Below are 26129 nucleotides of genomic sequence, written 5' to 3' on the forward strand. Positions count from 1 at the left end.
GATGAGGTCCTCCTAGTCGACCGATTGGGACCAGAATCTCGGGCCAAGTCAACTCAGTTGCCGTATTAAGCATTAATTACTAAAGGTTGAGTCAAGGGTGGCTGCATCCGGCGCCTGTCCTGCATCACCAAGTCCTCAAGCGGACAAGGAAGCCGCAGCGAGCACGGAGACATAAGGCGTCGGAACGCTCGCCGTTTACGCATATCTGATCCGACATCCTGCCCCACTGGTAATTTGCGATGATTTCCGCCATATAGGGACCAATGTCCGCAAGATGGCGGGCGCTTTTCCTCAAGTTCAACAAGAAGTGCACCCGGTATGGCGTCTGAAACCAGACCCTTTTTGAAGATGAACGGCCTTGGCAACGACTTCGTGGTCTGGGACGCGCGGGAAAAACCGCTGCGTCTTGGCAAGGATGTCATCGCCGCGCTGGGCGACCGGGAAAACGGCATCGGCTTCGACCAGATGATCACCGTGGAGCGGTCTTCGCTCGGCGTCGACGCCTTCATGCGCATTCACAACCAGAATGGTGGTGAGGTGTCTGCTTGCGGCAATGCCACCCGTTGTATCGGCCGCCTGCTGATGGAAGAGGCCGGCAAGGATCTGGTGACCATCGAGACCGCGGCAGGCCTGCTGCATGCCTTCGATGCCGCCGGGCCGCGCAGTGTTACGGTCGACATGGGTGCGCCGCGTCTTGAATGGGACCAGATCCCGCTCGCCGAGGAATTTGCCGACACGCGCGCCATCGAGTTGCAAATCGGCCCGATCGACGACCCGATCCTGCACACGCCCGCTGCCGTCAACATGGGAAATCCGCATGCGATCTTCTGGGTCGACGATGTCGAGGCCTATGATCTTGAGCGGATCGGGCCGCTTCTGGAAACACATCCGATTTTCCCCGAATGCGCCAATATCTCGCTGGCCCATATCTTCGACAAGGACCAGATCCGGGTGAAGGTCTGGGAGCGTGGTGTCGGCCTGACGCTTGCCTGCGGCACGGCCGCCTGTGCCGTCGGCGTTGCCGCGGCACGCGACGGCAGGACCGGCCGCAAGACCACCATTCACCTGCCCGGCGGCCCGATCGGCATCGAGTGGCGCGAGAGCGACGGCCATGTGCTGATGACCGGCCTGACGGAAGTGGAATTCGAGGGCGAGATCGATCTGGATACGCTGGCCTGGCGCAAGACCGGCGCAGGCGACGCGCCGCTGGAGGCCGGAGCCGCGTCATGAGCGTCGATGTCGTAACCTTCGGCTGCCGGCTCAATTCCTACGAGTCGGAGGTGATGAAGCGCGAAGCGGAGGCTGCGGGCCTCAAGGACGCCATCCTGATCAACACCTGCGCGGTCACCAACGAGGCGGTCCGCCAGGCGCGCCAGGCCGTGCGCAAGGCCAAGCGCGACAACCCGGACGCGCGTGTGATCGTCACCGGCTGTGCCGCCCAGACCGAGGCCGACACCTTTTCGTCGATGGACGAGGTCGACCTTGTGCTCGGCAACACCGAGAAGCTGGAGCGCAAGTCCTATGCCGATGTCGCCGCCTTCGGCATTTCGGAATCCGAGAAGGTGCGCGTCAACGACATCATGAGTGTCGAGGAAACCGCCGGTCACCTGATCGACGGCCTGACCGGGCGCGCCCGCGCCTTTGTCCAGGTCCAGAACGGCTGCGACCACCGCTGCACCTTCTGCATCATTCCCTATGGCCGCGGCAATTCCCGCTCCGTGCCGATGGGTGTGGTCACCGACCAGATCAGGCGTCTTGTCGACAACGGCTACAACGAGATCGTGCTGACCGGTGTCGATATCACCTCCTATGGCGCGGATCTGCCGGGAATGCCGAAACTGGGCACCCTGACGGCCAAGATCCTGAAGATGGTGCCGGAACTGAAACGCCTGCGCCTGTCGTCGATCGACAGCATCGAGGCCGACGACGACCTGATGCGGGTGATTGCAGAGGACGAGCGGCTGATGCCGCATTTCCACCTGTCCCTGCAGGCGGGCGACGACATGATCCTGAAGCGGATGAAGCGGCGGCACTTGCGCGCCGACACGATCCGGTTCTGCGAAGAGGTGCGCCGGATGCGCCCGGACGTGGTCTTCGGCGCCGACATCATCGCCGGCTTCCCGACCGAAACCGAAGAGATGTTCGAAAATTCGCTGAAGATCGTCGACGAATGCGGTCTCACCCATCTGCATGTCTTCCCGTTTTCGCCGCGCCCGGGCACACCGGCGGCGCGCATGCCGCAGCTTCCGCGCCAGGTCGTCAAGGACCGCGGCGCGCGGCTCAGGGCAAAGGGGGAAGAGGCGCTGGGACGTCATCTGGCGGCGGAGGTCGGCGGCATCCGGCCCGTGCTGATCGAGAAGGAAGGTCTTGGCCGGACGGAGCAGTTCACCCAGGTCGAACTGACGGGCGGTTCTGCCGGAGAGATTGTCGAAACGAAAATTATCGGCCATACCGGGCGTCATCTTCTGGGCGAAGCCCTTTCCAGGGCCGCCTGAGCGGCGGTTTTCGATGTAGCTTGAATAGGCTGTCCTGTGAAATGCGTCGGACTGGGCTAAAACCAGACAATTGTCGTCATCCTGAGGAGGACCGAAGGTCCGTCTCGAAGGATGGGCGGCATACTCGGAGCAAGCGGCCCATCCTTCAAGACAGCGCTCACGCGCTTCCTCAGGATGAGGCATTAGGTGTGGTCTCGCCGGTGGTGGCGCGATGCAATGACGGACAGATCTTTAAGGCGGGTTCATGAGCGAGAAAAAGCGCGGGTTTCTTGGACGGCTCTTCGGCGGCAAGGACAAGCCGGAAGATGCTGCGGACACCGCCGCTGGTCCGGTAGAGACCAGCGAGGCGGCCCCTGCCCCGAGCGAGGACCCCGGTTCGCCGGAACTTGAGACCGAGATGGAAGTTCCGCCGGCCGGCTCGCTGAGCCGGCCCGCGGAACCCTTCAGCGTCGCGGACGGTCCGGACCTGGTGGACGATTTTTCCGCCCCGGTTGTACCGGTTGCCCCCGAAGAGTCCCTGCCGACCGATGTGACGGGCGAGGAGCCGGGCGCGGAGCAGGTTACCGAACCGGCTGAAGTGGTGCCGTCCCCGCCGCCTCCGGCACCGGTGGCAGATCCTACGCCCGCTCCGGCGCCGGAAGAACCGAAACAGTCCTGGTTCCAGCGCCTGAAACAGGGCCTGTCCCGGTCGTCTGCCTCGCTGACCGAAGGCATTTCCTCCATCTTCACCAAGCGCAAGCTGGACGCCTCCATGCTGGAGGAGCTGGAGGACGTGCTGATCCAGGCCGATCTCGGCGTCGACACGGCGATGGCGATCACCGAGCGTCTGTCCGACGGCCGCTACGACAAGGAAATCTCGCCGGAGGAAGTCCGCTCGATCCTGTCGGAGGAAGTCGAGAAGGTTCTGGAGCCGGTGGCGAAGCCGCTCGATCTCGACACCGGCAAGAAACCGCACGTGGTGCTGATGGTCGGCGTCAACGGCACCGGCAAGACCACCACCATCGGCAAGCTCAGCCAGAAGCTGCGCTCCGAGGGCAAGTCGGTGATGCTGGCCGCCGGCGACACGTTCCGGGCAGCCGCTGTCGAGCAGTTGAAGATCTGGGGCGAGCGCACCGGCGCGGAGGTGATCGCCCGCGATACCGGCGCGGATGCCGCCGGCCTCGCCTTCGACGCGATGAAAGAGGCGAAGGACAAGGCCGTCGACGTTCTCCTGATCGATACGGCAGGCCGCCTGCAGAACAGGGCGGAGCTGATGGATGAGCTGGAAAAGGTCATCCGCGTGATCCGGAAGCACGATCCGGAGGCCCCGCACACGGTTCTGCTGACGCTGGATGCCACCACCGGCCAGAACGCGCTCAACCAGGTCGAGATCTTCGGCAAGGTCGCCGGCGTGACCGGCCTGGTGATGACCAAGCTCGACGGCACCGCCCGCGGCGGCATTCTTGTCGCGATCGCCGCCAAGCACGGCATGCCGGTGCATTTCATCGGCGTCGGCGAAGGTGTTGCCGATCTCGAACCGTTCTCGGCGAAGGATTTCGCCAGCGCGATTGCCGGGCTGGCCTGATACCACGCGGAATTTAAACGGGGATCAGCTTTTCTTTCCGGCCCGTCGCGATCTGAAGGCCGTCACCTTGGCGCGGTTGCCGCAGATTTTCATGTCGCACCAGCGCCGTTTCTTGTTCTTTGTCAGGTCCACGAACCAGAATGTGCAGGTCTCCCCGGCACAGATGTGTGTGTCCTGATGCTTCGCCGTTGACAGGAAATCCGCGATTTCCAGAGCGATTGGAAACAGCAGATCCCCGGCGTGCTCTATGACGGCGGAGCCTTTCAGCTCCGGATCGCCTTTGCCGCTGCTCAGTTGGAAAACATAGTTTCCTCGCCTCAGTATCCGGTTGACCGGTTCGACGTCCGCGTCGTCGAAATCCCAGGTGGTCCGATGGATTTGATCGGCAAGGAAGTCCCGAAACCATTCGCGTAAGGCGACCGCGTCACGTGCGGCGGCATCCAGGTCGCGCATTTGCACGTCCCTGAGGCACGATCGCGCCTGGTCAGCGCTGATCAGGCCCGTTGTCTCCAGCCATGTGATCAGGTCCTCTCCGGTTCCAAGCCATTCGATGTCTTCACCGTTTGGCGCGCCGACCGAATTCAGAAAGTCCAGCGCCGTGTGGTCGGCAAGCAGAATGGGCGGCGGCAAATCGTGCGGCATAAGACTGTTCCTGAGGAGACTTCACGCGAAAATGAAACCGTCAATAAGTGATTTTGACGGTTATCAGGATTGTGCGTAACCGTCAAAAATGATTAATAGTGGTTACCGGAAGATGGCTTCCGGCTATGCTAACGGAGACCAACGGAATGACCAGACTTCTGCACATAAATGCGTCACCGCGTGGAGAGAAATCCCAGTCGGCATCGCTTGCAAATGCCTATCTGCAGCAGCGCAAATCGAGGGCACCCGGGCTTGAAATCGATGTTCTGGATCTTTGGAAAGAGCATTTGCCCGATTTTGACGGCGACAAGAACGCGGCCAAGCTGTCATTCTTCGGCGTCGGCACCATGACGCCCTCGGCGCAAAGCGCTTGGGATCAGATCGTCGCGGTTACGCAGCGTTTCATCGATGCGGACGAATATGTCTTCAACATTCCCATGTGGAATGGGGGCATACCCTACAAGCTCAAGCATTATATCGACGTCATCACCCAACCGGGCCTGCTGTTCGGATTCGAGCCGGAACGCGGCTATTTCGGGCTTTTGGAAAACAAGACGGCCAATGTATTTTATTCTTCAGGCGTTTTTGCCCCCGGAGCGGACAAGAAATACGGCGCTGACTTTCATTCGACATACATGGACTGGTGGTTCGGACTGGTCGGAATTGAGAACGTTGTCGAGACCCGCCACCAGCCGAGCATCCTGACCGGGAACCCGGCAGGCGATCTGGAGCGCGCTCTGGAGCGCGCCCGCGCGGCGGCATAAAGGGTTTCGAACCCGGAAGGCGGTCGCAGATCAAGGCGGCCGCCAAACCAGCCGATCGGACTTCCGCTCGCCGATGACCGCCGGAACCTGCGGCGAACATCCTCTTCGTCCGCGAAGGCCGGTCGGTCCGGAGCCGGTCACAATTCACGGGCGCGATAAAAGGGCTGACCTGAGCCGAAGCCATGCAGGTTTCAGTCGAATGCCTCGATCTGGGCCTTCAGGAGCCTGGCGTCGTCGCCGGCGAGCCGGCCGGCGAGCGACCAGTAGACAAGGCCGGAGACGATCCCGGCTGGGGTGAAGATCAGCGCGGTCTTGAAGATTTCCCAATCGACATTGAGGAACATGACCGGCAGTCCCACGAAGGCCAGCGCGGCGGAAAAGAGCACGTAGAAGACGGCGCTGCGGATCGTCCGTTTTTCGCAATAGGCAATGAACAGGAGCGACGGCACCATCGTGTAGAGCGTCACGAACATCAGCAGGACCAGGTAGACGACCATGTTCAGGCTGAGACCTCCGTCGCCGCCGCCCGACAGGGTGTTGATCACGATGTGCAGCGTGAGGCTGGCCACCAGGGCGCTGGCGGCATAGCCCGTGAAAATCCGTTTTCTGAACAGGAGGCCGATCACGGCCCCGGCTCCCAGTCCTCCGGTGCCATCACGAACCCTTCGAACTGAAAGCCCGGCGCAACGGTGCAGCCGACCAGCGTCCAGGCGCCGAGCGAGCGGGCCTGCTGCCAGCCGTCGCGCGGTACGATGCCTTGGGGGCGCTGACCGGAAAGGAGGTCATTGCCCAGGGTGAGGACGTCCTTTGAAGAACCGTCGGAACTGATGGACAGTTCCAGCGGTGCACCGGCGTACCAGTGCCAGGTTTCGACCGCATCGACCTTGTGCCAGCGGGAAAGAACACCTTCGGGAAGCAGGAAATAGATCAGCGTGGACGCCGCGCGGCCGCTGTCATCCGTGACGCTGTCACGGAAGGTTTCGGCATAATAGCCGCCTTCCGGATGCGGCTGCATGTTCAGGAGAGAGACGACCTGATCGGCTGTCAGGTCGGGAGAAACGGTCATTGCGGTCCCCGGCTCGGCTGATGCGTTGAGCGCCGGGAAGGAGGCTGTCAGGAGGGCTTCGTCCCGGAGCAGAAGGCAAGATCATCGATGGTTTCGCGCAAGGCCGCAACCACTTCCTCGTAGAGCACCTGCATGTCGAGCTTGTGGCCGCCGCCCTGATGGACCGGGATTGCCTCGGCCTGGCTGACGATCCGGTGGACAACATCCTTGGCGCGCTGCTCGGCGGAACGCGCGAGATGGGCTTCGGAACTGGCTGGTGTCATGGCGTCTGCCCCTTCATGATCACGATGACGTGCATATGGGGGCAGGTTCCGCCGGTTTTAAGGCGCGGGGCGCAGAAAGCCTGAAAAAACTCTGCAACCCCAGCGTTTGCGCAGCGGTTTCAGGCGTTGTCCTTGCGGGTGCGGATTTCGGCAAATATCTCCGCGGCCGGCTTGCCCTCCATTCCAAGCGCGGCGGCAACTGATGCTTCCCCGGCGCGCAGGAATGGATTGGTCGCCTTTTCCCGGGCCATGGTGGTCGGCAGGGTCGGTTTGCCGCTTGCACGCAAGGCGGCGACTTCTTCCGCCCGGGCCTTCAGATCGGCATTGTCCGGTTCGATTGTGAGCGAGAAGCGGGCATTGGCCTGGGTATATTCGTGACCGCAATAGATCGTGGTGTCGTCCGGCAGCTTGCGCAGCAGCTTGGAAAGCGACGACCACATCATTTCCTTGTCACCCTCGAAGACCCGGCCGCAGCCGAGCGAAAACAGCGTGTCGCCGGTATGGGCAACACCGATCGAGGGAATGTACCAGGAGATCTGGTCAAGCGTGTGCCCGGGCGTGGCGATGGCCTTGACCTCGTAGGGACCGCACAGAACGTCGTCATCGTCCTCCACGGTCTGGTCGAACTCGGCGATCTTCTGGCGGGAGCGTTCGGGCCCGATCACCGTGGCGCCGGTTTTCTGTTTCAGCTCCCCCAGGCCCTGGACGTGGTCCCAGTGGTGGTGCGTGATCAGGATATGGCTGAGCGTCCAGCCGGTTTGCTTCAGCGCCTGCTCATAGGCGGCGGCACTGGGAACGTCGACGGCAATGGTGGTTCCGGTCTGCGAATCGTGCACAAGCACGCCGAAATTGTCGTCGAGGCAGGGGAACTGGTGAATTTCGGTGGTGTCGCGCAAGGCCATGGGCGGGCTCCGTTTCGGGGATGGCTTCTCGAAACGTAAAGTGGCAAAGAGCACCTTCAAGGGCAAGGCAAGAGATCTTGCGCTGATGGCTTGATCCATGTTCAATCCAGATCCCAGAACTCACCGAGCCGGCCGGAATGTATCTCGACGTCGTCCATCTGCGCGCATTTTACGATTTACCGCTCGGACGGCTGCTGCGCAGCCTGATCGGGGCGCCGATCCGCAAGATGTGGCCGGACATGGATGGCAAGAGCGTGCTCGGCATCGGCTATGCCGGCCCGTTCATGCGGCCTTATCTGGACAGTGCCGAACGCGCTATCGCGGCCATGCCCGCCCCCCAGGGCGCCGTGCCCTGGCCGCGGGAACGCGACAGCACCAGCGTCCTCGTGGAAGACGACGACCTGCCTTTGCCGGACGCCTATTTCGACCGTGTCATGCTGGTCCATGCGCTTGACCACTGCTCCGACCCGGCGGCTCTCCTGAGGGAGGCCTGGCGGGTGCTTGCACCCGGGGGACGGCTGATCGCGGTCGTGCCCAACCGGCGCGGATTGTGGGCACAGTCGGAACTCTCTCCCTTCGGCTATGGCCGGCCCTATTCGGGCGGCCAGCTCAAGGACCTGCTGAAGAGCTGCCAGTTCAACGTCCTGGACGACAGAGAAGCCCTGTTCATGCCGCCCTCGCGCAAGCGTGCGATCCTGCGCGCGGCCCGGACCTGGGAAAGCATCGGCCGGCGCATCTGGCCGGTCTTTGGCGGCATCCTGGTGGTCGAGGCGGAAAAGGTCGTCTTCCAGAGCCTGCCGTCGGGCGGCCAGAAAAGCCGGCTGCGGGTGCTGCGCCCGGTCTTCATCCCCGAAGGCGTCGCCACGGGCCTGAAACCCGTCCGCTCCGTGCACCGGCGGGTGGACGCGAGATAATCCCATCTGCCGTCATTCCGGACAAGTGAGGCAACGCCGAACGCTGATCCGGAATCCAGACATCATTCGCGCCGAAGGCGCGCCGTTCATTTGGAGTTCGCTTCGCTCACGAGGATCCGCTGGATTCCGGATCGGCACGCAGCTTTCGCTGCGCTTGTCCGGAATGACGGCGGTGCGGTTTACTTTCTACCGTTTCAGCAGGAAAACCGCCTGTTCGGCGACGATGTTCCAGACCCACCAGGGGGCGTTGACGGGGATCTTGTTGCCCTTGGCGCTGAGAGCAATGGCCTTTTCGACATCGGCATCCAGTTCCCGGCACAGGTCGACAAAGTCGCGCAGGGAGCAGAAATGGATGTTGGGCGTGTCGTACCATTCATAGGGAAGGTACTTGGTCACCGGCATGCGGCCGCGGAACAGGAGCTGGGCGCGGTTGCGCCAATGGGCGAAGTTCGGCAGCGACACGACCACATGCTTGCCGATACGCAGAAGCTCGCTCATCACCTCTTTCGGTGCCCGTGTCGCCTGCAGCGTCTGGCTGAGAATGGCGACGTCGAAGGCCCGGTCGGGATAGTCGGCCAGGTCGGTGTCGGCATCGCCCTGGATGACGGACAGGCCCCGGGCGACACAGCGGTTCACGCCTTCCTGGGACAGTTCTATGCCGCGCCCGTCGACATTGCGCTCGCGCACCAGAAGATCGAGCAGCTCGCCGTCCGCGGAGCCGATGTCGAGCACGCGTGCGCCTTCGGGTACCAGTTCAGCCACCACCTTGTGGTCGCCGCGCACTTCACCGGGACGGGTCTGAGTGGGAGCAAGGTTCATCTCAGGCCTCCTCGCCCGGAGCCGGAATGCCGCGGGCATGCGCGGCGCCGGTGATGAAGCCGTGAATGGTGTCGAACATCTCCGGGACATCCAGCAGGAACGAATCGTGGCCGCGGTCGCTCTCGATCTCGACAAAGGAGACGTTCGCGGCGGCCGCGTTCAGCGCCTTGACCACCCGCCGGCTTTCCGAGGTCGGGAACAGCCAGTCCGAGGTGAACGACATGACGCAGAAGCGCGTGTCCGTGTTCTGGAAGGCATTGGCGAGGGTGCCGCCGAATTCCTCTGCCACGTCGAAATAGTCCATGGCGCGGGTGACATAGAGATAGGAATTGGCGTCGAAACGGTCGACAAATGTCATGCCCTGGTGGCGCAGGTAGCTTTCGATCTGGAAGTCCGCGTCGAACCCGAAGGTCTTGCGCTCGCGGTCCTGCAGGTTGCGGCCGAATTTCTGATGCAGCGATTCGTCGGACATGTAGGTGACATGGGCCGCCATGCGGGCAACCGCCAGACCCTTGGTGGGGCGGACGCCTTCCTCGATGTAATTGCCGCCACGCCAGTTCGGATCCGCCATGATCGCCTGGCGGCCGACTTCGTGGAACGCAATGTTCTGGGACGTGTGCCGCGCTGCCGCGGCAATCGGCACCGCGGCGAAGACCCGTTCGGGATAGCTGACAGCCCATTGCAGCACCTGCATGCCGCCCATGGAACCGCCGATCACGGCAAACAGCGTGTCGATGCCCAGGTGATCAACCAGGCGCGCCTGGGCGCGGACCATGTCGCGAATGGTGACCACCGGCATGTCGAGCCCGTAGGCCTTGCCGGTCTCCGGATTGATCGTCGCCGGCCCGGTGGTGCCGAGGCAGCCGCCCAGGACGTTGGCGCAGACAACAAAATAGTGGTTGGTGTCGATGGGTCGTCCCGGACCGACCATCAGGCTCCACCAGCCGGGCTTGCCGGTCACCGGATTGGTCGAGGCCACGTATTGGTCGCCCGTGAGGGCGTGACAGACCACCACCGCATTGGTCTTGTCGGCGTTGAGCGTCCCGTAGGTCTCGTAAGCGATCTGCCACGGGCCCAGCCGGGCTCCGGAATCGAGTTCCAGAGGCTCTTCGGCAGGAAACCTGGCGAGCTTGCTCGAGGGCGAAACGGCCTCGCTCGCCTTCAGATCTTCCGGTGTGGCGGTACTGGGTGTGTCTGCGGACATGGCTTTCAGAGTTTGCGTGTACGTCCCCGGCGGGTGTCCGGCATCCTGTGGCACTGCACAAGGCCAGACTGGCGAGGTAGCCGTGCGGAACGCGCCGAGTCAACGTTTTCTTTTGCGTTTGCGCCATCACATGCCTATGACTATGCGCCGCCGACCCTTTAAGAAAACCGGAAAAACGTGATGTCTCAATTGCCCGGCAGCGGACTGTCGCTGGAGGATCTTCGGGAGCGCGTCGACGAGATCGACAAACGCATTCACGAAGCCTTGATGGAACGTGCCCAGGCCGAGGCGGGCATCCTGGCTGCCCGCCGTGCGGCGGGCGAGGGCGCGGCCCTGTTTCACCCGGACCGGGATGCGGACATGATGCGCCAGATGGTCGAACGCCATCGCGGCGAGCTGCCGCTTGCAACGGTCGAACATCTCTGGCGCGATCTCATCAGTGCCTGCACCAGCCTGCAGGCGGATGCGGCGGTTCACCTGGACGGCAGCGCCGAGCTGATCGAGATGCTTGACCTTGCCCGGTTCTATTTCGGCTTCTCCGTGGAACTCGTCCCGGCCGCGGATGCGGCCGATGTCGTCGGCGCCGTGACGGCGTCTGACGGCGATCTCGGCCTGGTTGCCCTGACCGACCGGGCGGAACTGCCGTGGTGGCGCGGCCTCAGCGAGGCCGGCGCCCTGGTCCGGGCGCGCCTGCCCTTTGTCGTTCTCGACGAACGACCGGCCGACCTGCCGGCCCTGGTGCTGTCGAAAGCGGACAGCATGATCGACAACGCCGACGTGGCGGTCTATGACGCCCGCTGGTCCGATATTCTGCCGGTCAGGCTGATGGACCAGGGCATCGAGGTGCTCAGTTTCTTCCGCTCCGCAAGCGGCGTCGATGCGCTGCTGGCGATTTCCGGGGACCTGAGCGAGGAAGATGTCCGGGTTGCCTGCAGCGCCGCCGGAGCGGAGCCCGACGTGCTGAGACGTGTCGGCGGTTACGCCGCACCGATTGACGGCGATCCGGAAGACAGTTTTGCTGGCGAGGACGAGGAGCCTCAGGAATGAACGAGATGAGCGCAGTGACACAGGCCGACGAGACCCAAAACCGCCCGCAGCCGAAGCCGGGCGTTCTGGACATTGCCCCTTATGTTCCGGGCAAGTCGAAGGGCTCCCACGGCAAGACCGTCCACAAGCTCTCCTCGAACGAGACGCCGCTGGGCACCAGCTCTGCCGCGAAAGCCGCCATCGAGGCCGTGGCGCAGAACCTGGAACTCTATCCGGACGGGGCCGCCACGGAATTGCGGAATGCGATCGGCGAGGTCTACGGGCTCAATCCCGACCGGATCATCTGCGGCGCCGGGTCCGACGAAGTCCTGAGCCTGATCGCCTATGCCTATCTCGGCCCTGGCGACGAGGCGATCTATTCCGAGCACGGTTTCCTGGTCTATGACATCGCCATCCGCGCGGCCGGGGCGACGCCGGTGATCGCGCCGGAAAAGGACCTGACCACGGATGTGGACGCCATCCTCGCACGGGTGACCGACAGGACGAAAATGGTGTTCGTCGCCAATCCGAACAATCCGACCGGCACCTACCTGCCCTTCGAGGAGGTCCGCCGCCTGCATCAGGGGCTGCCGCCGCATGTGCTGCTGGTGCTGGATGCGGCCTACGCGGAATATGTCCGCCGCAACGACTATGAAAGCGGCATCGAGCTGGCGGCGACGAGCGAAAACGTCATCATGACCCGGACCTTCTCCAAGATCTACGGTCTCGCCAATCTCCGGCTGGGCTGGGGTTTCGGCCCGGCGCATGTCATCGATGCGCTCAACCGCATCCGCGGCCCGTTCAACATGAACGGCATGGCGATTGCCGCCGGAACGGCTGCCGTCCGGGACCGCGACTTTGTCGCGAAGTCTGTCGAGCACAATGAAACATGGCTGCCCTTCGTGACCGGGGAGCTGGAAAAACTCGGCCTCAAGGTGACACCGAGCGTCGGCAATTTCGTGCTGGTGCATTTTCCGGACGAGGACGGCAAGCGCGCGAAGGATGCCGATGCCTACCTGCTGGAGCGCGGCTGCGTTCTGCGTCTGGTCGGCAATTACGGCCTGCCCAACGCGATCCGCATGACCGTCGGCTCCGAAGATGCCAACCGGACCGTGATCGGCCATCTGAAAGACTTTTTCGAAAAGAACTAAAAAAATCACATGACTGCTGCCCCCCTCTTCGAGCGCATGGCCCTGATCGGTATCGGCCTGATCGGGTCTTCCCTTGCCCAGGTCGCCCGACAACGCGGCCTGGTGAAGGAAATCTCCATCTCCACCCGCTCTCCGGAAACGCTCCGGCGGGCCGAGGAGCTGGGGCTGGGCGACCGCTATGAGCTCGATGCCGCCGCAGCCGTCGAGGGAGCCGACCTGGTCATCCTGTGTGTTCCCGTGGGGGCGAATGCGGCGGTTGCCAAGTGGATATCCCCGGTGCTCAAGAAAGGCGCCATCCTGACCGATGTCGGCTCGACCAAGGGCTCGGTGGTCGAGCAGGTCAGCCCGCATGTGCCCGATGGGGTGCATTTCGTTCCGGGGCACCCGATCGCCGGTACGGAACAGTCCGGCCCTGATGCGGGCTTCCCGACACTGTTCGAGGATCGCTGGTGCATCCTGACGCCCCCGGAGGGGACGGACCCGGACGCGGTAGAGAAGCTCAGCGCTTTCTGGCGGGGCTGCGGTTCGGATGTCGACCGGATGGACCCGAACCATCACGACCTGGTGCTGGCGATCGTGTCGCATCTGCCGCACCTGATCGCCTACAACATCGTCGGCACGGCGGATGATCTGGAAACCGTGACCAAGTCGGAAGTGATCAAGTATTCCGCTTCCGGTTTCCGCGATTTCACCCGCCTGGCGGCGTCCGACCCGACCATGTGGCGCGATGTCTGTCTCAACAACAAGGACGCGATCCTGGAAATGCTGGCGCGGTTTTCCGAGGATCTGTCCGCCCTGCAGCGCGCGATCCGCTGGGGTGACGGCCAGATGCTGTTCGACCTGTTCACCCGCACCCGCGGCATTCGCCGCTCGATCATCGAGGCGGGCCAGGAAACCGAGGCACCGGATTTCGGCCGTCACGGCAAGGGCAATCCGGACGGCCCGGCGGAGTAGGCCCGGACGGTTTTCGGGTATCGCAGGGTCTTCGGCCGCAAGCCTGTTTGCATAAACCCCTGCTCAAGCGTCATCCTGAGGAAGCGCGTCAGCGCTGTCTCGAAGGATAGGCCGCTTGTTCGGAATATGCCGCCGATCCTTCGAGACGGGCCTTTCGGCCCTCCTCAGGATGACGCTGAAAGTGAAGAATTCAGACTTAACTCGTCCGGTTGACGATGAACGCGGCAAGGGCGCTCAAGGTATCGGCCCTTGTGCCGTAGGGCGCCAGCAGCAGTTCCGCTTCCGCCTGCAGCCGGACCAGTTCCGCCCGGGTTTTTTCAACGCCCCAGAGCCCGACCAGCGTCGCCTTGCCGGCCTCGGCGTCCTTGCCGGTGGCCTTGCCCATGGCCTCGGGGCTGGCTTCGACATCCAGCAGGTCATCGGCCAGCTGAAAGGCAAGGCCGATCACCTCGCCGAACCGTGTCAGGCGGTCGATATCGGCGTCAGAGGCGTCTGCGAGGCGGGCACCGGCCCGGCAGGCATAGCGCAGGAGGGCGCCGGTCTTCATCGATTGCAGTTCGCGGATCTCGGCCTCTGTCCGGTCGCGGTGCTCGGAGTCGAGGTCGAGCATCTGGCCACCCGCCATGCCGCCGACGCCTGCGGCGCGGGCCAGCTCCCGGGAAAGCGCCAGCCGCACGCCCGCGTCGGAGTGCACGGCTTCCCCGGTGATGACGTCGAAGGCCAGCGTCAGCAAGGCGTCCCCGGCCAGGATGGCGGCGGCCTCGTCATAGGCCTTGTGCACCGTCGGCTGGCCGCGGCGCAGGTCGTCGTCGTCCATGGCGGGCAGGTCGTCATGGACGAGGGAATAGCAGTGGATGAGTTCCAGCGCGCAGGCCGCCTTGACCACACCGTCATCCGTGCGGCCGAACAGCCTGGCGGCTTCCAGCACGAGAATGGGCCTGAGCCGCTTGCCGCCGTTGAGCGCGCCGTGGCGCATGGCGGCCAGCAGCCGTTCCGGGCGCGCCGTCTCGCCGGGCAGAAGCCGCGCGCTGAGGATGTCTTCCAACACCGTCCCGATATTTTCGCCGTGTTTCGCAAGGTGCTGTTTCAGGTCAAGGGTCACGATGGGCTCCGGTCGGGGCATTGCTGCCGACAACTTTTTGAAAGACCGGGTTTCCCTGAGACCTATTGTCTGTATCGTCAAGGCTTGAATTTGAAAAAGTGGCCGGTGCGACCAGCACCGTCGATTTCGAACCGGATTATTTGGAGACCCATTCATGAGATTGCTTTCCGGCCTTCTGCGCAGCTTCATCAAACGCGGGCGCATGCGCGTCATCGATGTCGATGGGGGGGCGCATGAATTCGGCTCCGGAACGGATGGTCCGACCGTGACCATCCGGCTGCACGACAAGAAGCTCTACCGGTCTTTGTTCCTCAATCCCGAACTTGCGGCAGGCGAAGCCTATATGGACGGCACCCTGACCATGGAAGAGGGATCGACCTGTTACGACTTCATGTTCCTGTTCTCGATCAACAGGGCGCCGCTCGGCGCGCACCCGGTCCAGGGACTGCTGCGCAAGGGCTGGAAGGCCATGCGCCGGCGCCAGCAGAAGAACAGCGTCGAACGGGCCAAGGCGCAGGCGCGGCATCACTACGACCTGTCGACGGAGCTCTACCGGCTGTTTCTGGATGACGGCCTCAATTACAGCTGTGCCTATTACACGAGCGCCGACGACACGCTGGAAGCGGCGCAACACGCCAAGCTGACGCATCTGGTGGCCAAGCTCGACCTTGAGCCCGACATGGACGTCCTGGAGATCGGCGGCGGCTGGGGGGCGCTGGCCATTCGCATGGCCGAGGCCGGCGCGCGCGTGACCTCGCTGAACGTGTCGCCCGAGCAGGTGAAGATCGCCGAGGAGCGGGTGCGCGCGGCGGGCCTTGAGGACCGGGTCACCTTCGTGCTGAAGGACTACCGTGAGTTCGAAGGCAGGTTCGACCGGGTGATTTCCGTCGGCATGATGGAACATGTCGGCATCGGTCACCTGGATGCCTATTTCGGCAAGATCCGGGACTGCCTGACGGAAACGGGATATGCGGTGATTCACTCCATCGGGCGCATGACCCCGCCGGGCACGACCGGACCGTTCATCCGCAAGTACATTTTCCCCGGTGGTTACGTGCCCGCCCTGTCGGAAGTTTTTGCCTCGACGGAACGGCTTGGGTTATGGGTCTGCGATGCGGAAATCCTGCGCCTGCACTATTACTACACCATTCGCGACTGGCGGCAGCGGTTCGAGGACAAGCGTTCCGAGGCGGCGGCGCTTTACGATGAAGCCTTTTGCCGGATGTGGGAGTTCTACCTCTGTGCCGTCGAACTGGGGTTCCTGCATGGTTCGAACATGGTTTTCCAGCTCCTTGTGTCGAAGGAGCGGGACGCCGTACCCATTGTCCGCGACTTCATTGTCGACAACGAACGGAAACTGAATGGCGAAAGTTAAGCCGGCATCGGGGGGGAGGCCCGGCTCGGGAAAGACATCAGGCGGGAAGCGTGGTTTCTGGGGATTGTTGCGCAGGAGGCTCCTGCAGCTTGTGCTGATCCTCCTTCTGCTGCCACCCGTCCTGACCGTGATCTACTCCGTCGTGCCGCCTGTGAGCACGCTGATGATCGGCCGCTACGTTCAGTTCCTGTGGGTCGACCGGCAATGGGTGCCGCTGGAGGCAATATCGCCCAACCTGGTCCGCTCGGTGATCACATCCGAAGACAGCGGCTTTTGCGAGAATGACGGCGTCGAATGGGACGCGCTTCAGGACCAGGTCGAGGCGCTGAGCGAAGGCGAACGGCCGCGCGGGGCCAGCACCATCACCATGCAGACGGCCAAGAACCTGTTCCTGTGGGGTGAGCGGTCCTATATCCGGAAAGGGCTGGAACTGCCCCTGGCGCTGATGCTGGACGCGATCCTGACCAAGAAACGGATCCTGGAGATCTATCTCAACATCGCCGAATGGGGCGAGGGCATCTTCGGTGCCGAAGCCGCCGCCCAGGCCTGGTTCGGCAAGCCTGCGAGGGATCTCACCAGAACCGAGGCTGCAAGACTGGCCACGTCCCTGCCCAATCCGCTTGGCCGGAACCCGGCCAAACCCTCCAATGGGCACCGCCGCCTGGCGGCGACAAACCTCGCCAGGGTCAATGGCGCGGGGCCGATTTTCGGCTGTGTTCTGGGGAAATAGGCCGGGGTGGGTGGTCCTTCCCACCAGCCTGGTCTACTTAGACCAAGAATTTTTTGTCTATGGGGTGGCAAAACGCTGGCGTTGCCTGTATAACGCCGCGCATTCCAACACGTTGCGTGACGCCACGCCCCGGGCTTACCCGGTCCGGGCCGCGCTGTTATGGACCACGGAGAAAAGAAAAATGGCCGTTCCAAAGAGAAAAACCTCGCGCATGAAGCGCGGTTTTCGCCGTTCTACGGACGCCCTGAAGCAGCCGTCTTACGTTGAGGACAAGGATTCGGGCGAACTGCGCCGTCCGCATCACGTTGACCTGAAGACCGGCATGTACCGGGGCCGTCAGATCCTTACCGCTAAGGACGAGGCATAACACCTCTCCGCTTTCAGCGCGCTGAAAGCAGACGGTGTCAGGCTCGGGTCCCTTTCGGACGGATCGCCGCATGGCAAAACGAGATCTAGGCTGGCCTTGTTCCGACGGGCCGGCCTTTTTCTTTGTCTTTTGCGGGCCATGCCTTGAATAAGCTTTCAAGATCGTGTCAGCTCGCCGCCATCGGCCCGCACCGGGCCAGTCCTGCCGGGAGCCTGCCATGCGCCTTTTCTCCGCCGTTCCGTTCACGCTGTTTTCCCTGCTGATCTACAACGCGCTGGCGTTCACGGCGGCGGCCGGGGATGCCGGGTTCTGGGCGCAGCCGATCATCACCATCGCCATGGTCTCCGGCGCGACCTTCCAGTTGCTCACCAGCGACGTCCTGATCACGCTGGGGCTTTTCTTCCTGTTCATCGAGATCCTGAAGGCGACCCGTATCGGCACGACGGCGCTGCTCGACCACATGTTTTCCGTGCTGGTCTTCGTCGCCTATCTGGTCGAGTTCCTGGTGCTGCAACAGGCGGCCACGTCCCTGTTCTTCATCCTGATGGCGATTTCCCTGATCGACGTGATCGCGGGTTTCTCGATTTCCATCACCGGCGCGCGCCGGGATGTGTCCTTCGGGCATGGCGAGATGCACTGAGGATGAAACCGAATGCCGTCATTCCGGACAGGTGAGGGCGCAGCCGAGCGCCGATCCGGACTCCAGACATATTTCGCGCTGAAAGCGCGGCCAAAGCTTTTGTCTGAATATGGAGTTCGCTTGCGCTCACGCTGACGCGCTGGGTTCCGGATCGGCGTGCAGCCTTGCTGCACTTGTCCGGAATGCCGGGGGGAGAAAGTGCTCCCAGGTTGTCATCCCGGGCGCAGCGCAGCAGAGACCCGGGACCCAGGACTCCCGGGCGAAACTTGATTGATTCCAGCGGTTTATGAGGTTCCCTGAATTCCCGATTTCGCGGGAATGACAGACGGGGAAAGTGGCACCCTCAGGCCTCGCCCTCTTCCACGATGGCGTGCTTCTGGATCAATGGCAGCTGGGTCAGGGTGAAGACGAGGGTGATCGGCATGATGCCGAAAACCTTGAAGCTGACCCAGAAATCGGTCGAGAAGCTGCGCCAGACGATCTCGTTGATGATCGCCAGCACAAAGAAGAACACGCCCCAGCGGAAGGTCAGCTTGCGCCAGCCCTCGTCGGTCAGCTTGAAGGCGCTGTCGAAGACATAGCCGAGCAGGGATTTTCCGAACAGAAGTCCGCCGAGCAGGATCGAGCCGAACAGGCAGTTGACGATGGTCGGCTTCAGCTTGATGAAGAGCTCGTCATGCAGCCACAGCGTCAGCGCGCCGAAGACCAGCACGACGACGCCGGAGACCAGCGGCATGATCGGCAGGCGTTTTGTCAGCCACAGGGACACGACCAGGGAAACCGAAATGGCGATCATGAAGGCCGCGGTCGCCAGGAAGATCGGTTTGCCGACGGACTGAAGCACCGGAAAGGCGGCGGCGATCTGCTCACCGCGCGCGTTGAACAGGAAGAAGACACCGAGCGGCCCCAGTTCCAGCGCCAGCTTCAGAAGTGGCGACAGTTCCTTGCGGGTCGGGTCGTTCGGGCCGTGTTCGAATTCCATGTTTTTTTGTTTGCTCCTCGTCGGGTGTTCCCGGGAAATAGGGGCAGAGTGTGGCGCGCGTCAAGGCATTGCCTCCACAAACACGGCTCACCGCGCGACTTGGTGGGTTATTTCAGCGAATTTTGAGCAGTTTTTTTGCAGTCCATTGAATTTGGGTCGGGCTATCGAAAACTTGTCCAGTAAAGGTCTCCGCCGGATTGCTTCCCGCGGTTATTCATCAAGATTTTTGCTTGAGGCACGTTCTTTCAATGTTGCTCGGTCTTGCCTTGATCGGTTTGTTTTCCATGTCGCCGATCTTTTTTGTCAGGCTTCAAACGGCCTTGAAACTATCGGCCGCGGCCTTTCTCGGACTGCTGTTGTGGTGGCGTTTGACCCCACCTTCAGAGCCGGAGGGGATGGGGCTGGGGGGCGTGCTGGCAGGACTGATTGTCGCCGGTATGTGCCTCGCGGTCGTGTTGCGTCTTCTCTTTACGTTTCTCGTTTATCTCTTCAACAGGGGGTTAGCGATCCGGGATGCCGAAACCGCTTCGCCTGTTTGGCTGGACGTGGTCTTCGGTCTCTGGGCATCGGGAATTCTCTCGTTAATAGGCTTTATCGCTCTCGCGTGGCAAACCCGCGACCTTGCGAATCCCTTCTTGGTGCATTTGATCCTTGCGATTGCCGGTGCGACCGCTTTCACCGTATCGGCAGTCATGGGAGCAATGGCACCGCTGGCGCGGCCCTTGCATTTATCAGCAGGTATTGGAACTGGCGCATCCATCTTGGTCCTGACGGCATACAGCTGGGCTTGGTATCCGCAAATGATCAATGACGCGATTGCAAGAAAAGTCGGTGGGGGACCTTTTTGCCTCTATTCTCCGGAGGCGAGAAAGGCATTGCCGCAAGGGGCGCGACTAACGTTCCTGACGCTGCCCAAGCGCACCCGCAATGGCCATTTCCATCTGGTTTCGCCTGAAAAGAGGTGGGACTGGAGCTACTACTTACGGGAATTCGACTCCGAAGCGCCGAGTGATCCTTACTGGTTCCAACGGTTTTGTCTCGGTGAGCTCGATCCGCGATGAGCCGTTGGCGGAAGAGTCAAATAGAAAGGCGCCGCTGGGGCGCCTTCCTGCTTGTCTGCTGAGCTGGCAATTCAGCCGTTGGCGATGTACTGGCCGCCGTTGATGGTCATCACGGCACCGGTCATGAAGGCCGCGGCGTCGGACGCGAGATAGACCACGGTCTGCGCAATTTCCTCCGGATGGCCGAGACGGCCGACCGGGATGTTCGAGACGATGCTCTCCAGGACCTTTTCCGGCATGGCGGCGACCATGTCGGTGTTGATGTAGCCCGGGCAGACGCAGTTGACGGTGATGCCCTTGAAGGCGTTTTCCTGGGCAAGCGCCTTGGTGAAACCGATCACGCCGGCCTTGGCGGCCGAGTAGTTGGTCTGACCCATCTGGCCCTTCTGGCCGTTGATCGACGAGATGTTGATGATGCGGCCGGAGCCGCGGCCGCGCATGCCGTTGATCACCGGCTTGGTCATCGTGAACATCGAATCGAGATTCGTCGACAGGACGGCGCGCCACTGGTCGAAGTCCATCTTGTGGAACATGCCGTCACGGGTGATGCCGGCATTGTTGACCAGCACTTCCACCGGCCCCAGCTCGTTTTCGACCTGGGCAATGCCCGCCGCGCAGGCGTCAGGATCGGAAACGTCCCATTTGTAGACGTGAATGCCGGTCTCGGCCTTGAAGGCTTCCGCCTTTTCGGTGTTGCCGGCATATGTGGCCGCCACGGTGTAACCAGCGTCTTTCAGGCCCCGCGAAATCGATTCGCCGATACCGCGCGTGCCTCCCGTGACCAATGCGACCTTGCTCATTCCCCTTCCTCCTGACTTCCAGTTCCGGACCCTTCGGGTCTCAAGGTTTTTCAACGTTCTTCGAAGATCTGACCTGTTCGGTCACGGCCGGACGAGCCGGCCATGACCAATTCCGATTGTTTCCGGTCAGCGCTCCAGGCACATGGCAACGCCCATGCCGCCGCCGATGCACAGCGTCGCGAGGCCTTTCTTGGCGTCACGGCGGTTCATTTCATGCAGCAGGGTGCACAGGATGCGGGCGCCGGAGGCCCCGATCGGGTGACCGATGGCAATCGCGCCGCCATTGACGTTGACGATGTCCGGGTTCCAGCCCATGTCCTTGTTGACGGCGCAGGCCTGGGCGGCGAAGGCCTCGTTGGCTTCCACCAGGTCCAGGTCGGCGGCGTTCCAGCCGGCCTTTTCCAGCGCCTTGCGCGAGGCCGGGATCGGACCGGAGCCCATGATCGCGGGATCGACGCCGGCGGTCGCCCAGGAGGCGATGCGGGCGAGCGGCTTGAGACCGCGCTTTTCGGCCTCCGCGGCGCTCATGACCAGGATGGCGGCGGCGCCGTCATTGATGCCGGACGCATTGGCCGCCGTTACGGAACCCTCCTTGGCAAAGGCCGGACGCAGCTTGGCGACGCTGTCCAGGGTGGCGCCGTGGCGGATATACTCATCGTCCTCGACGACCTTTTCGGCGCGGCGCTCGACGACCGTCACCGGGGTGATCTCGTCCTTGAACTTGCCGGCCTTCTGGGCGGCTTCGGCCTTGTTCTGGGAGGCAACGGCGAATGCGTCCTGCTGGTCGCGGTTGATCTGCCATTTCTCGGCGACGTTCTCTGCGGTCTGGCCCATGTGGTAACCGTTGAAGGCGTCCCAGAGACCGTCCTTGATCATCGTGTCGATCATCTTGTAGTCGCCCATCTTGTAGCCGGCGCGCATGTGAGCGCAGTGCGGCGACAGGGACATGTTTTCCTGGCCGCCGGCCATCATGATGGTGGCGTCGCCGGTCAGGATTTGCTGCGCTGCAATGGCAACGGTGCGCAGGCCCGAGCCGCAGACCTGGTTGAGGGTCCAGGCGGTGGCCGCGTCGGAGATACCGGCCTTGATGGCGGCCTGGCGGGCCGGATTCTGTCCCTGGCCGGCTGTGAGCACCTGGCCGAAAACGACCTCGTCGACGTCGCCGCCCTCGACACCGGACTGTTCCATGGCCGCTTTCATGACAATGGCACCCAGGTCATGCGCGGGGGTATTTGCGAAGGATCCGTTGAAGGATCCGACAGGTGTGCGGGTGGCACTGACAATGACGATATCGGTGAAAGCGCTCATCATACTCTCCAGGACTCGTGGCCGATCGGCCGTAGTGGACTGGTGCCGCAAGGGCACCTTTTAATCCTTATTGATGCGGGAACTAGAACTGCACCAGCTGGTCGTGTCAACCGTATCAGTCCTTATCGGCGACCTGTTTTCGCATTTGCGGCATCATCCTTTCGTCACTGCACATAAAAAGGGTGGCACGATCCGATACGATTGGCTTAGTCTCTTAGTTGGAGGAGATGACAAGTCTGCGAAAGCCTTGTCGTCAAATGGGAAACCAGAGCGGGAGGACCTCCCGTTCATGCCCAAAAAGGCAAACAGGCGGAATTCACGGATGGCCAAGACCAACGAGCCGACAATCATCAAGAAATACGCCAACCGGCGGCTCTACAACACGGGCACCAGCACCTATGTCACGCTTGAGGACCTGGCGGTGATGGTGAAGGGGGAGGAGGACTTCGTCGTCTATGACGCAAAGTCCGGCGATGACATCACCCGGTCCGTGCTCACCCAGATCATTTTCGAGCAGGAAGGCAAGGGGCAGAACCTGCTGCCGGTCACCTTCCTGCGCCAGCTGATCCGTTTTTACGGTGACAGCATGCAGGGCCTCGTGCCGAGCTTTCTCGAGTATTCCATGACCTCGCTGACCAAGGAGCAGGAGAAGCTGCGCTCGCAAATGAGCGAAGCCTTCGGCGCGACGGCCTTCGACGCGATCGAGGACCAGGTCAAGCGCAACACGGAAATGTTCGAGCGGGCGATGAAGATGTTCATGCCGTTCCCGACCGGCGAAGGCGGCAGTCCCGCCACTGCCGCGAAGGAAGACAAGTCCGAGCCATCGGACCTGGACAACATGAAGAAACAGCTGGAAGAGATGCAGAAGAAGATCAACCAGCTGAGCGACAAGAGCTGAATTATCGAAGGACCGGACGTGAGCATGGCCGGGCCGAAGGCAATCGCATAGGGCAGAAGCCTGCTCCCTCTTCCTATGGGAGAGGGTAGGGGTGAGGGAACAAATCCCTGAAAGTTGCGGAGAGGCCTGCTCCCTCACCCGGACCGTTGCTCCGACCTCTCCCAATGGGAGAGGTAACTTCGGTGACTGCGGACAAGGCGCCGGTCAAATGCGATATCCCTGCGGCCAAGTCCCTTGAACCGGGCCGTCCGATTTCGGTCGTCTCCCTTGAAACATGCCCCGATCAGCTGGACCGGATCGAACTCTGGTTCGCGGACGCTTGGCCGGGCTGGTACGGCCCGGGCGGGCAGGGAGATGCGCACCGGGACCTCGACAGATGCCTCGCCTCCCGCGATCGGCTGCCGCGCTGCCTGGTTGCGTTCGACACCGGGCGGCGGCCGGTCGGCACCGTGTCGCTGCGCGACTCCTCGCCGGGGTCCGACCGCTACCCGGGGGCATGGCTCACGGCGCTTCTGGTACCGGAGACCTGCAGGCGGGCGGGGATCGGAACCGCGCTGGTCGCCGCAGCCGAACGGGAGGCCCGTGAGGTCGGATTCGGCGAAATCCACGCATCAACGGCCAGCGCGCAATCCCTGTTTCTGGCCAGGGACTGGCAGCCGTTGGATACGCTGGCCTATCCGGAAGGTGAGCTCGAGGTTTTCCGGAAGGTGTTCAGTCTGGCTTGAATTGCGGCAGCAACACATTCAGCGTCATCCTGAGGACGCGCGAAAGCGCTGTCTCGAAGGATTCGGCCACTTGTTCCAGAATCTTGCAGCCGATCCTTCGAGTCGGGCCTGTCGGCCCTCCTCAGGATGACGTCTCATTTGGGGTAGAGACCCTTTCGCCTCAGCCGCAATCGGCGACCAGACCCGCCGCTTCGATACCGGCGACGGCGCAGGCCTCGTCATTGTCAGACGTGTCGCCGGTGATGCCGACGGCCCCCAGAGTTTCACCGTTGCCGTCCTTGACCAGGACACCACCCGGAACCGGAACGATGGCGCCGCCGGAAACGCCGTTGAGCGCGTTGACGAAATGCGGGCGCGATTCGGCATTGTCATTCAGCCATCTGGTGCCGGTGCCGACGGCCAGCGCTCCGATGGCCTTGCCGGCAGCGATCTGCGGCCGCATGATCGAGGCGCCGTCCTGGCGCTTGAGAAGAACGGCATGCCCGCCTGCGTCGAGCACGGAAACCGTCAGGGGCTTGAGGTTCAGTTCAGCCGCTTTTTCCATCGCGGCAGAGGTGATGATCTCCGCCGTAGACAAAGTGAGTTTGCTCATTCGATGACTTCTCCTTAAGGTGCTGGCCGTCATTCGATTTTGCTAGCAGACCGGGCCTTGGGCGCATAGGCGAAAAACCCGCGAAGCATTTTCGGCAAAATGGATAAAATGCTTCAGCGGGTAGGAGAACCTCAGTGAATCGCGATTTTCAGGCACCAGGCCGCTCCCCAGTCTTTGCGCGGGAAGCGGCGGCGGCAACCTCGCATCCCCTTGCGACCAGCGCGGCGCTTGAAACTCTCCTGGCGGGCGGCAATGCGGTCGACGCGGCGATCGCGGCCGTTGCGGTGCAGTGCGTGGTCGAACCCCATATGACCGGTGTCGGCGGCGACTGTTTTGCCATCGTCATGGAGCCGGATGGACGGTTGACCGGCTTCAACGGCTCCGGTGCCGCACCACGCGCGGCAACGCCCGACAAACTCGCCGAGCTTGGTGTTGCCGAAATCACGGACACATCGCCCCATGCGGTCACCGTTCCGGGCGCGGTGCGCGCCTGGGAAACGCTGCACAAGGCGCACGGAGCGGCGCCGTTCAAATCGCTGTTCAAGCGGGCCATTCATTATGCCAGGGACGGTTTCCCCGTTGCGCCGCGCGTCGCGCACGACTGGGTGAAAAACCTGGACAAGCTTCGGGCCGATCCGGTTTCCGCGGCGCGCTACCTGATCAAGGGCGAGGCGCCGGAGACGGGCACGATCCTGAAGTATCCGCATCTGGCGGACACGCTTCAAAAGATCGCCGAGGGCGGCGCCGATGCGTTCTACTCCGGCGACATTGCCAAGGACATCGTGTCCGCGTTGCAATCGCGCGGCGGGCTGATGACCGAGGACGACCTCGCGGCCTGTCATACCACGGCCGTGTCGCCGGTCTTGAGGGAGTACAAGGGCCACACGGTGGCCGAATTGCCGCCGAACGGCCAGGGCATCATCGCCCTGATCATGCTCGGTATCCTGGAAAAATTCGATCTGCAAGGGTTCGACCCGCTCGGCCCGGAACGGTTCCACCTGGAAATGGAGGCCGCCCGGCTTGCCTATGCGGTGCGCAACAGGTTCGTCACCGACCCGGGTCACATGGATGTCTGCCACACGCGCCTGATCGGTTCCGATTACATCGATCAGCTGGCCCGGGAAGTTTCCCTCGACAAGCGCATGGCGAGCGTTCCGGAAAATGCCCTGGTGCCGCAGACCGATACGGTCTACCTGACGGTGGTGGACAAGGACGGGTTGTCCGTCTCCTTCATCAATTCCCTGTTCAGCGATTTCGGCAGCGGCATCGTGGCTCCGGACAGCGGCGTGTTGCTGCACTGCCGGGGCAAGTCGTTCCGGGCCGCGCCCGGACATGCCAACTCGATCGATGGCGGCAAGCGCCCGATGCACACCATCATTCCGGCGACGGTGCTCAAGGGCGGTGCGCCGTTCCTTTCCTTCGGGGTGATGGGCGGCCAGTACCAGGCCTGCGGTCATGCGCATCTGCTGACCAACATCATCGACTACGGCATGGATGTGCAGGCCGCGATCGACTTCCCGCGCATGTTCTTCAACATGGATACCCACGCTCTGGAGGCCGAGAAGCTGGTGCCGCCGTCGACCCTGGAAGGCTTGAAGGCCCTGGGGCACACCGTCACTCCGGCATCAGGGCCGATCGGCGGATCCCAGGCGATCATGATCGACAGGGCGCGTCATCTCCTGACCGCCGGTTCCGATCCGCGCAAGGACGGCCACGCGGCAGGGTACTGATCCTGCCGGCTTGCGGGCCGCGTCAATTTGAACCTTGAGTTCCGGGACCCGGCTG

Annotated in this window: 28 protein-coding genes; 16 read left to right on the plus strand and 12 right to left on the minus strand. The window is 62.6% G+C overall.

Annotated features, from left to right (window positions below):
* The first annotated feature begins 318 nt into the window (after positions 1–318).
* The 3 genes from dapF (at position 319) to ftsY (ending at position 4059) form a co-directional block, all read left to right on the plus strand.
* Positions 319–1230: a diaminopimelate epimerase gene (dapF, locus tag O6760_RS08155; RefSeq protein WP_269584987.1), complete on the plus strand. Its 912-nt coding sequence runs from the start codon at positions 319–321 to the stop codon at positions 1228–1230.
* Complete coding sequence (mtaB, locus tag O6760_RS08160) at positions 1227–2495, plus strand: tRNA (N(6)-L-threonylcarbamoyladenosine(37)-C(2))-methylthiotransferase MtaB (RefSeq protein ID WP_269584988.1); 1269 nt, start codon at positions 1227–1229, stop codon at positions 2493–2495. The genes dapF and mtaB overlap by 4 nt, the downstream gene beginning before the upstream one ends.
* 244 nt (positions 2496–2739) lie before the next feature.
* Positions 2740–4059 (plus strand): signal recognition particle-docking protein FtsY, encoded by a 1320-nt coding sequence (gene ftsY / locus O6760_RS08165; RefSeq protein WP_269584989.1) that lies wholly within the window; start codon positions 2740–2742, stop codon positions 4057–4059.
* Positions 4060–4083: 24 nt separating this feature from the next.
* On the opposite strand, the gene O6760_RS08170 is transcribed toward ftsY, so the two are convergent.
* Entirely contained in the window at positions 4084–4701 is a 618-nt protein-coding gene (locus O6760_RS08170) for a CGNR zinc finger domain-containing protein (RefSeq protein ID WP_269584990.1), read from the minus strand.
* 146 nt (positions 4702–4847) lie between these two features.
* Here O6760_RS08170 and O6760_RS08175 point away from each other — a divergent pair, with 146 nt between their 5' ends.
* Positions 4848–5465 (plus strand): FMN-dependent NADH-azoreductase, encoded by a 618-nt coding sequence (locus tag O6760_RS08175; protein WP_269584991.1) that lies wholly within the window; start codon positions 4848–4850, stop codon positions 5463–5465.
* Between the two features lie 191 nt (positions 5466–5656).
* Here O6760_RS08175 and O6760_RS08180 read toward each other — a convergent pair whose 3' ends face one another.
* The 4 genes from O6760_RS08180 to gloB form a co-directional block, all read right to left on the minus strand.
* Complete coding sequence (locus O6760_RS08180; protein ID WP_269584992.1) at positions 5657–6091, minus strand: hypothetical protein; 435 nt, start codon at positions 6089–6091, stop codon at positions 5657–5659.
* A complete protein-coding gene (locus tag O6760_RS08185) occupies positions 6088–6531 on the minus strand; it encodes a cupin domain-containing protein (RefSeq protein ID WP_269584993.1) in 444 nt (147 codons plus the stop codon). The genes O6760_RS08180 and O6760_RS08185 overlap by 4 nt, the downstream gene beginning before the upstream one ends.
* 47 nt (positions 6532–6578) lie before the next feature.
* Positions 6579–6794, minus strand: coding sequence for a hypothetical protein (locus tag O6760_RS08190; RefSeq protein WP_269584994.1), 216 nt, complete (start codon positions 6792–6794; stop codon positions 6579–6581).
* Between the two features lie 119 nt (positions 6795–6913).
* Positions 6914–7696 carry a hydroxyacylglutathione hydrolase gene (gene gloB / locus O6760_RS08195; RefSeq protein ID WP_269584995.1) on the minus strand — a complete coding sequence of 261 codons (783 nt, stop codon included), beginning with the start codon at positions 7694–7696 and terminating at the stop codon, positions 6914–6916.
* A 137-nt stretch (positions 7697–7833) separates the two neighbouring features.
* Here gloB and O6760_RS08200 point away from each other — a divergent pair, with 137 nt between their 5' ends.
* Complete coding sequence (locus O6760_RS08200; protein WP_269584996.1) at positions 7834–8610, plus strand: class I SAM-dependent methyltransferase; 777 nt, start codon at positions 7834–7836, stop codon at positions 8608–8610.
* A gap of 186 nt (positions 8611–8796) precedes the next feature.
* On the opposite strand, the gene metW is transcribed toward O6760_RS08200, so the two are convergent.
* Both metW and metX read right to left on the minus strand, forming a co-directional pair.
* Entirely contained in the window at positions 8797–9429 is a 633-nt protein-coding gene (gene metW / locus O6760_RS08205; protein WP_269584997.1) for a methionine biosynthesis protein MetW, read from the minus strand.
* A 1-nt stretch (position 9430) separates the two neighbouring features.
* Complete coding sequence (gene metX, locus O6760_RS08210; protein ID WP_269584998.1) at positions 9431–10633, minus strand: homoserine O-acetyltransferase MetX; 1203 nt, start codon at positions 10631–10633, stop codon at positions 9431–9433.
* A 180-nt stretch (positions 10634–10813) separates the two neighbouring features.
* Between metX and O6760_RS08215 the strand changes: the two genes are divergently transcribed.
* From O6760_RS08215 to O6760_RS08225, 3 genes are read left to right on the plus strand one after another with little or no spacing between them, the layout of a single operon-like run.
* A complete protein-coding gene (locus O6760_RS08215; protein WP_269584999.1) occupies positions 10814–11680 on the plus strand; it encodes a chorismate mutase in 867 nt (288 codons plus the stop codon).
* Positions 11677–12810: a histidinol-phosphate transaminase gene (hisC, locus tag O6760_RS08220; RefSeq protein ID WP_269585000.1), complete on the plus strand. Its 1134-nt coding sequence runs from the start codon at positions 11677–11679 to the stop codon at positions 12808–12810. The genes O6760_RS08215 and hisC overlap by 4 nt, the downstream gene beginning before the upstream one ends.
* A 9-nt stretch (positions 12811–12819) precedes the next feature.
* Positions 12820–13764 carry a prephenate/arogenate dehydrogenase family protein gene (locus O6760_RS08225; RefSeq protein WP_269585001.1) on the plus strand — a complete coding sequence of 315 codons (945 nt, stop codon included), beginning with the start codon at positions 12820–12822 and terminating at the stop codon, positions 13762–13764.
* A 196-nt stretch (positions 13765–13960) separates the two neighbouring features.
* Here O6760_RS08225 and O6760_RS08230 read toward each other — a convergent pair whose 3' ends face one another.
* Positions 13961–14866, minus strand: coding sequence for a polyprenyl synthetase family protein (locus O6760_RS08230; RefSeq protein WP_442969865.1), 906 nt, complete (start codon positions 14864–14866; stop codon positions 13961–13963).
* 154 nt (positions 14867–15020) lie between these two features.
* Between O6760_RS08230 and O6760_RS08235 the strand changes: the two genes are divergently transcribed.
* From O6760_RS08235 to O6760_RS08250, 4 genes are all read left to right on the plus strand, one after another.
* Positions 15021–16241 (plus strand): SAM-dependent methyltransferase, encoded by a 1221-nt coding sequence (locus O6760_RS08235; RefSeq protein ID WP_269585002.1) that lies wholly within the window; start codon positions 15021–15023, stop codon positions 16239–16241.
* The gene (gene mtgA / locus O6760_RS08240) at positions 16228–16971 is read left to right on the plus strand and encodes a monofunctional biosynthetic peptidoglycan transglycosylase (RefSeq protein ID WP_269585003.1); all 744 of its coding nucleotides are present in this window, start codon (positions 16228–16230) and stop codon (positions 16969–16971) included. Before O6760_RS08235 ends, mtgA begins: the two co-directional genes overlap by 14 nt.
* A 181-nt stretch (positions 16972–17152) precedes the next feature.
* Entirely contained in the window at positions 17153–17338 is a 186-nt protein-coding gene (gene rpmF / locus O6760_RS08245) for a 50S ribosomal protein L32 (protein WP_248156894.1), read from the plus strand.
* A 217-nt stretch (positions 17339–17555) separates the two neighbouring features.
* Complete coding sequence (locus tag O6760_RS08250; RefSeq protein WP_269585004.1) at positions 17556–17978, plus strand: hypothetical protein; 423 nt, start codon at positions 17556–17558, stop codon at positions 17976–17978.
* 343 nt (positions 17979–18321) lie between these two features.
* Here the strand turns inward: O6760_RS08250 and O6760_RS08255 are convergent, their stop codons facing one another.
* A complete protein-coding gene (locus tag O6760_RS08255; RefSeq protein WP_269585005.1) occupies positions 18322–18960 on the minus strand; it encodes a septation protein A in 639 nt (212 codons plus the stop codon).
* Between the two features lie 248 nt (positions 18961–19208).
* On the opposite strand from O6760_RS08255, the gene O6760_RS08260 reads away from it, so the two are divergent.
* On the plus strand, positions 19209–20021 hold the full coding sequence (locus tag O6760_RS08260) for a hypothetical protein (protein ID WP_269585006.1): 813 nt from the start codon (positions 19209–19211) through the stop codon (positions 20019–20021).
* 71 nt (positions 20022–20092) lie between these two features.
* On the opposite strand, the gene phbB is transcribed toward O6760_RS08260, so the two are convergent.
* Positions 20093–20821 (minus strand): acetoacetyl-CoA reductase, encoded by a 729-nt coding sequence (phbB, locus tag O6760_RS08265; protein ID WP_269585007.1) that lies wholly within the window; start codon positions 20819–20821, stop codon positions 20093–20095.
* A 126-nt stretch (positions 20822–20947) separates the two neighbouring features.
* Positions 20948–22129 (minus strand): acetyl-CoA C-acetyltransferase, encoded by a 1182-nt coding sequence (locus O6760_RS08270; RefSeq protein WP_269585008.1) that lies wholly within the window; start codon positions 22127–22129, stop codon positions 20948–20950.
* 322 nt (positions 22130–22451) lie between these two features.
* On the opposite strand from O6760_RS08270, the gene phaR reads away from it, so the two are divergent.
* Positions 22452–23027: a polyhydroxyalkanoate synthesis repressor PhaR gene (phaR, locus tag O6760_RS08275; protein WP_269585009.1), complete on the plus strand. Its 576-nt coding sequence runs from the start codon at positions 22452–22454 to the stop codon at positions 23025–23027.
* 182 nt (positions 23028–23209) lie between these two features.
* Complete coding sequence (locus O6760_RS08280; protein ID WP_269585010.1) at positions 23210–23752, plus strand: GNAT family N-acetyltransferase; 543 nt, start codon at positions 23210–23212, stop codon at positions 23750–23752.
* Between the two features lie 160 nt (positions 23753–23912).
* Here the strand turns inward: O6760_RS08280 and O6760_RS08285 are convergent, their stop codons facing one another.
* Positions 23913–24344 (minus strand): GlcG/HbpS family heme-binding protein, encoded by a 432-nt coding sequence (locus tag O6760_RS08285; RefSeq protein ID WP_269585011.1) that lies wholly within the window; start codon positions 24342–24344, stop codon positions 23913–23915.
* A gap of 134 nt (positions 24345–24478) precedes the next feature.
* Between O6760_RS08285 and ggt the strand changes: the two genes are divergently transcribed.
* Entirely contained in the window at positions 24479–26074 is a 1596-nt protein-coding gene (gene ggt / locus O6760_RS08290) for a gamma-glutamyltransferase (protein ID WP_269585012.1), read from the plus strand.
* Positions 26075–26129: the final 55 nt, after the last annotated feature.

It is taken from the genome of Roseibium sp. Sym1 (assembly GCF_027359675.1).
In the GTDB taxonomy this organism is placed as follows: Bacteria; Pseudomonadota; Alphaproteobacteria; order Rhizobiales; family Stappiaceae; genus Roseibium.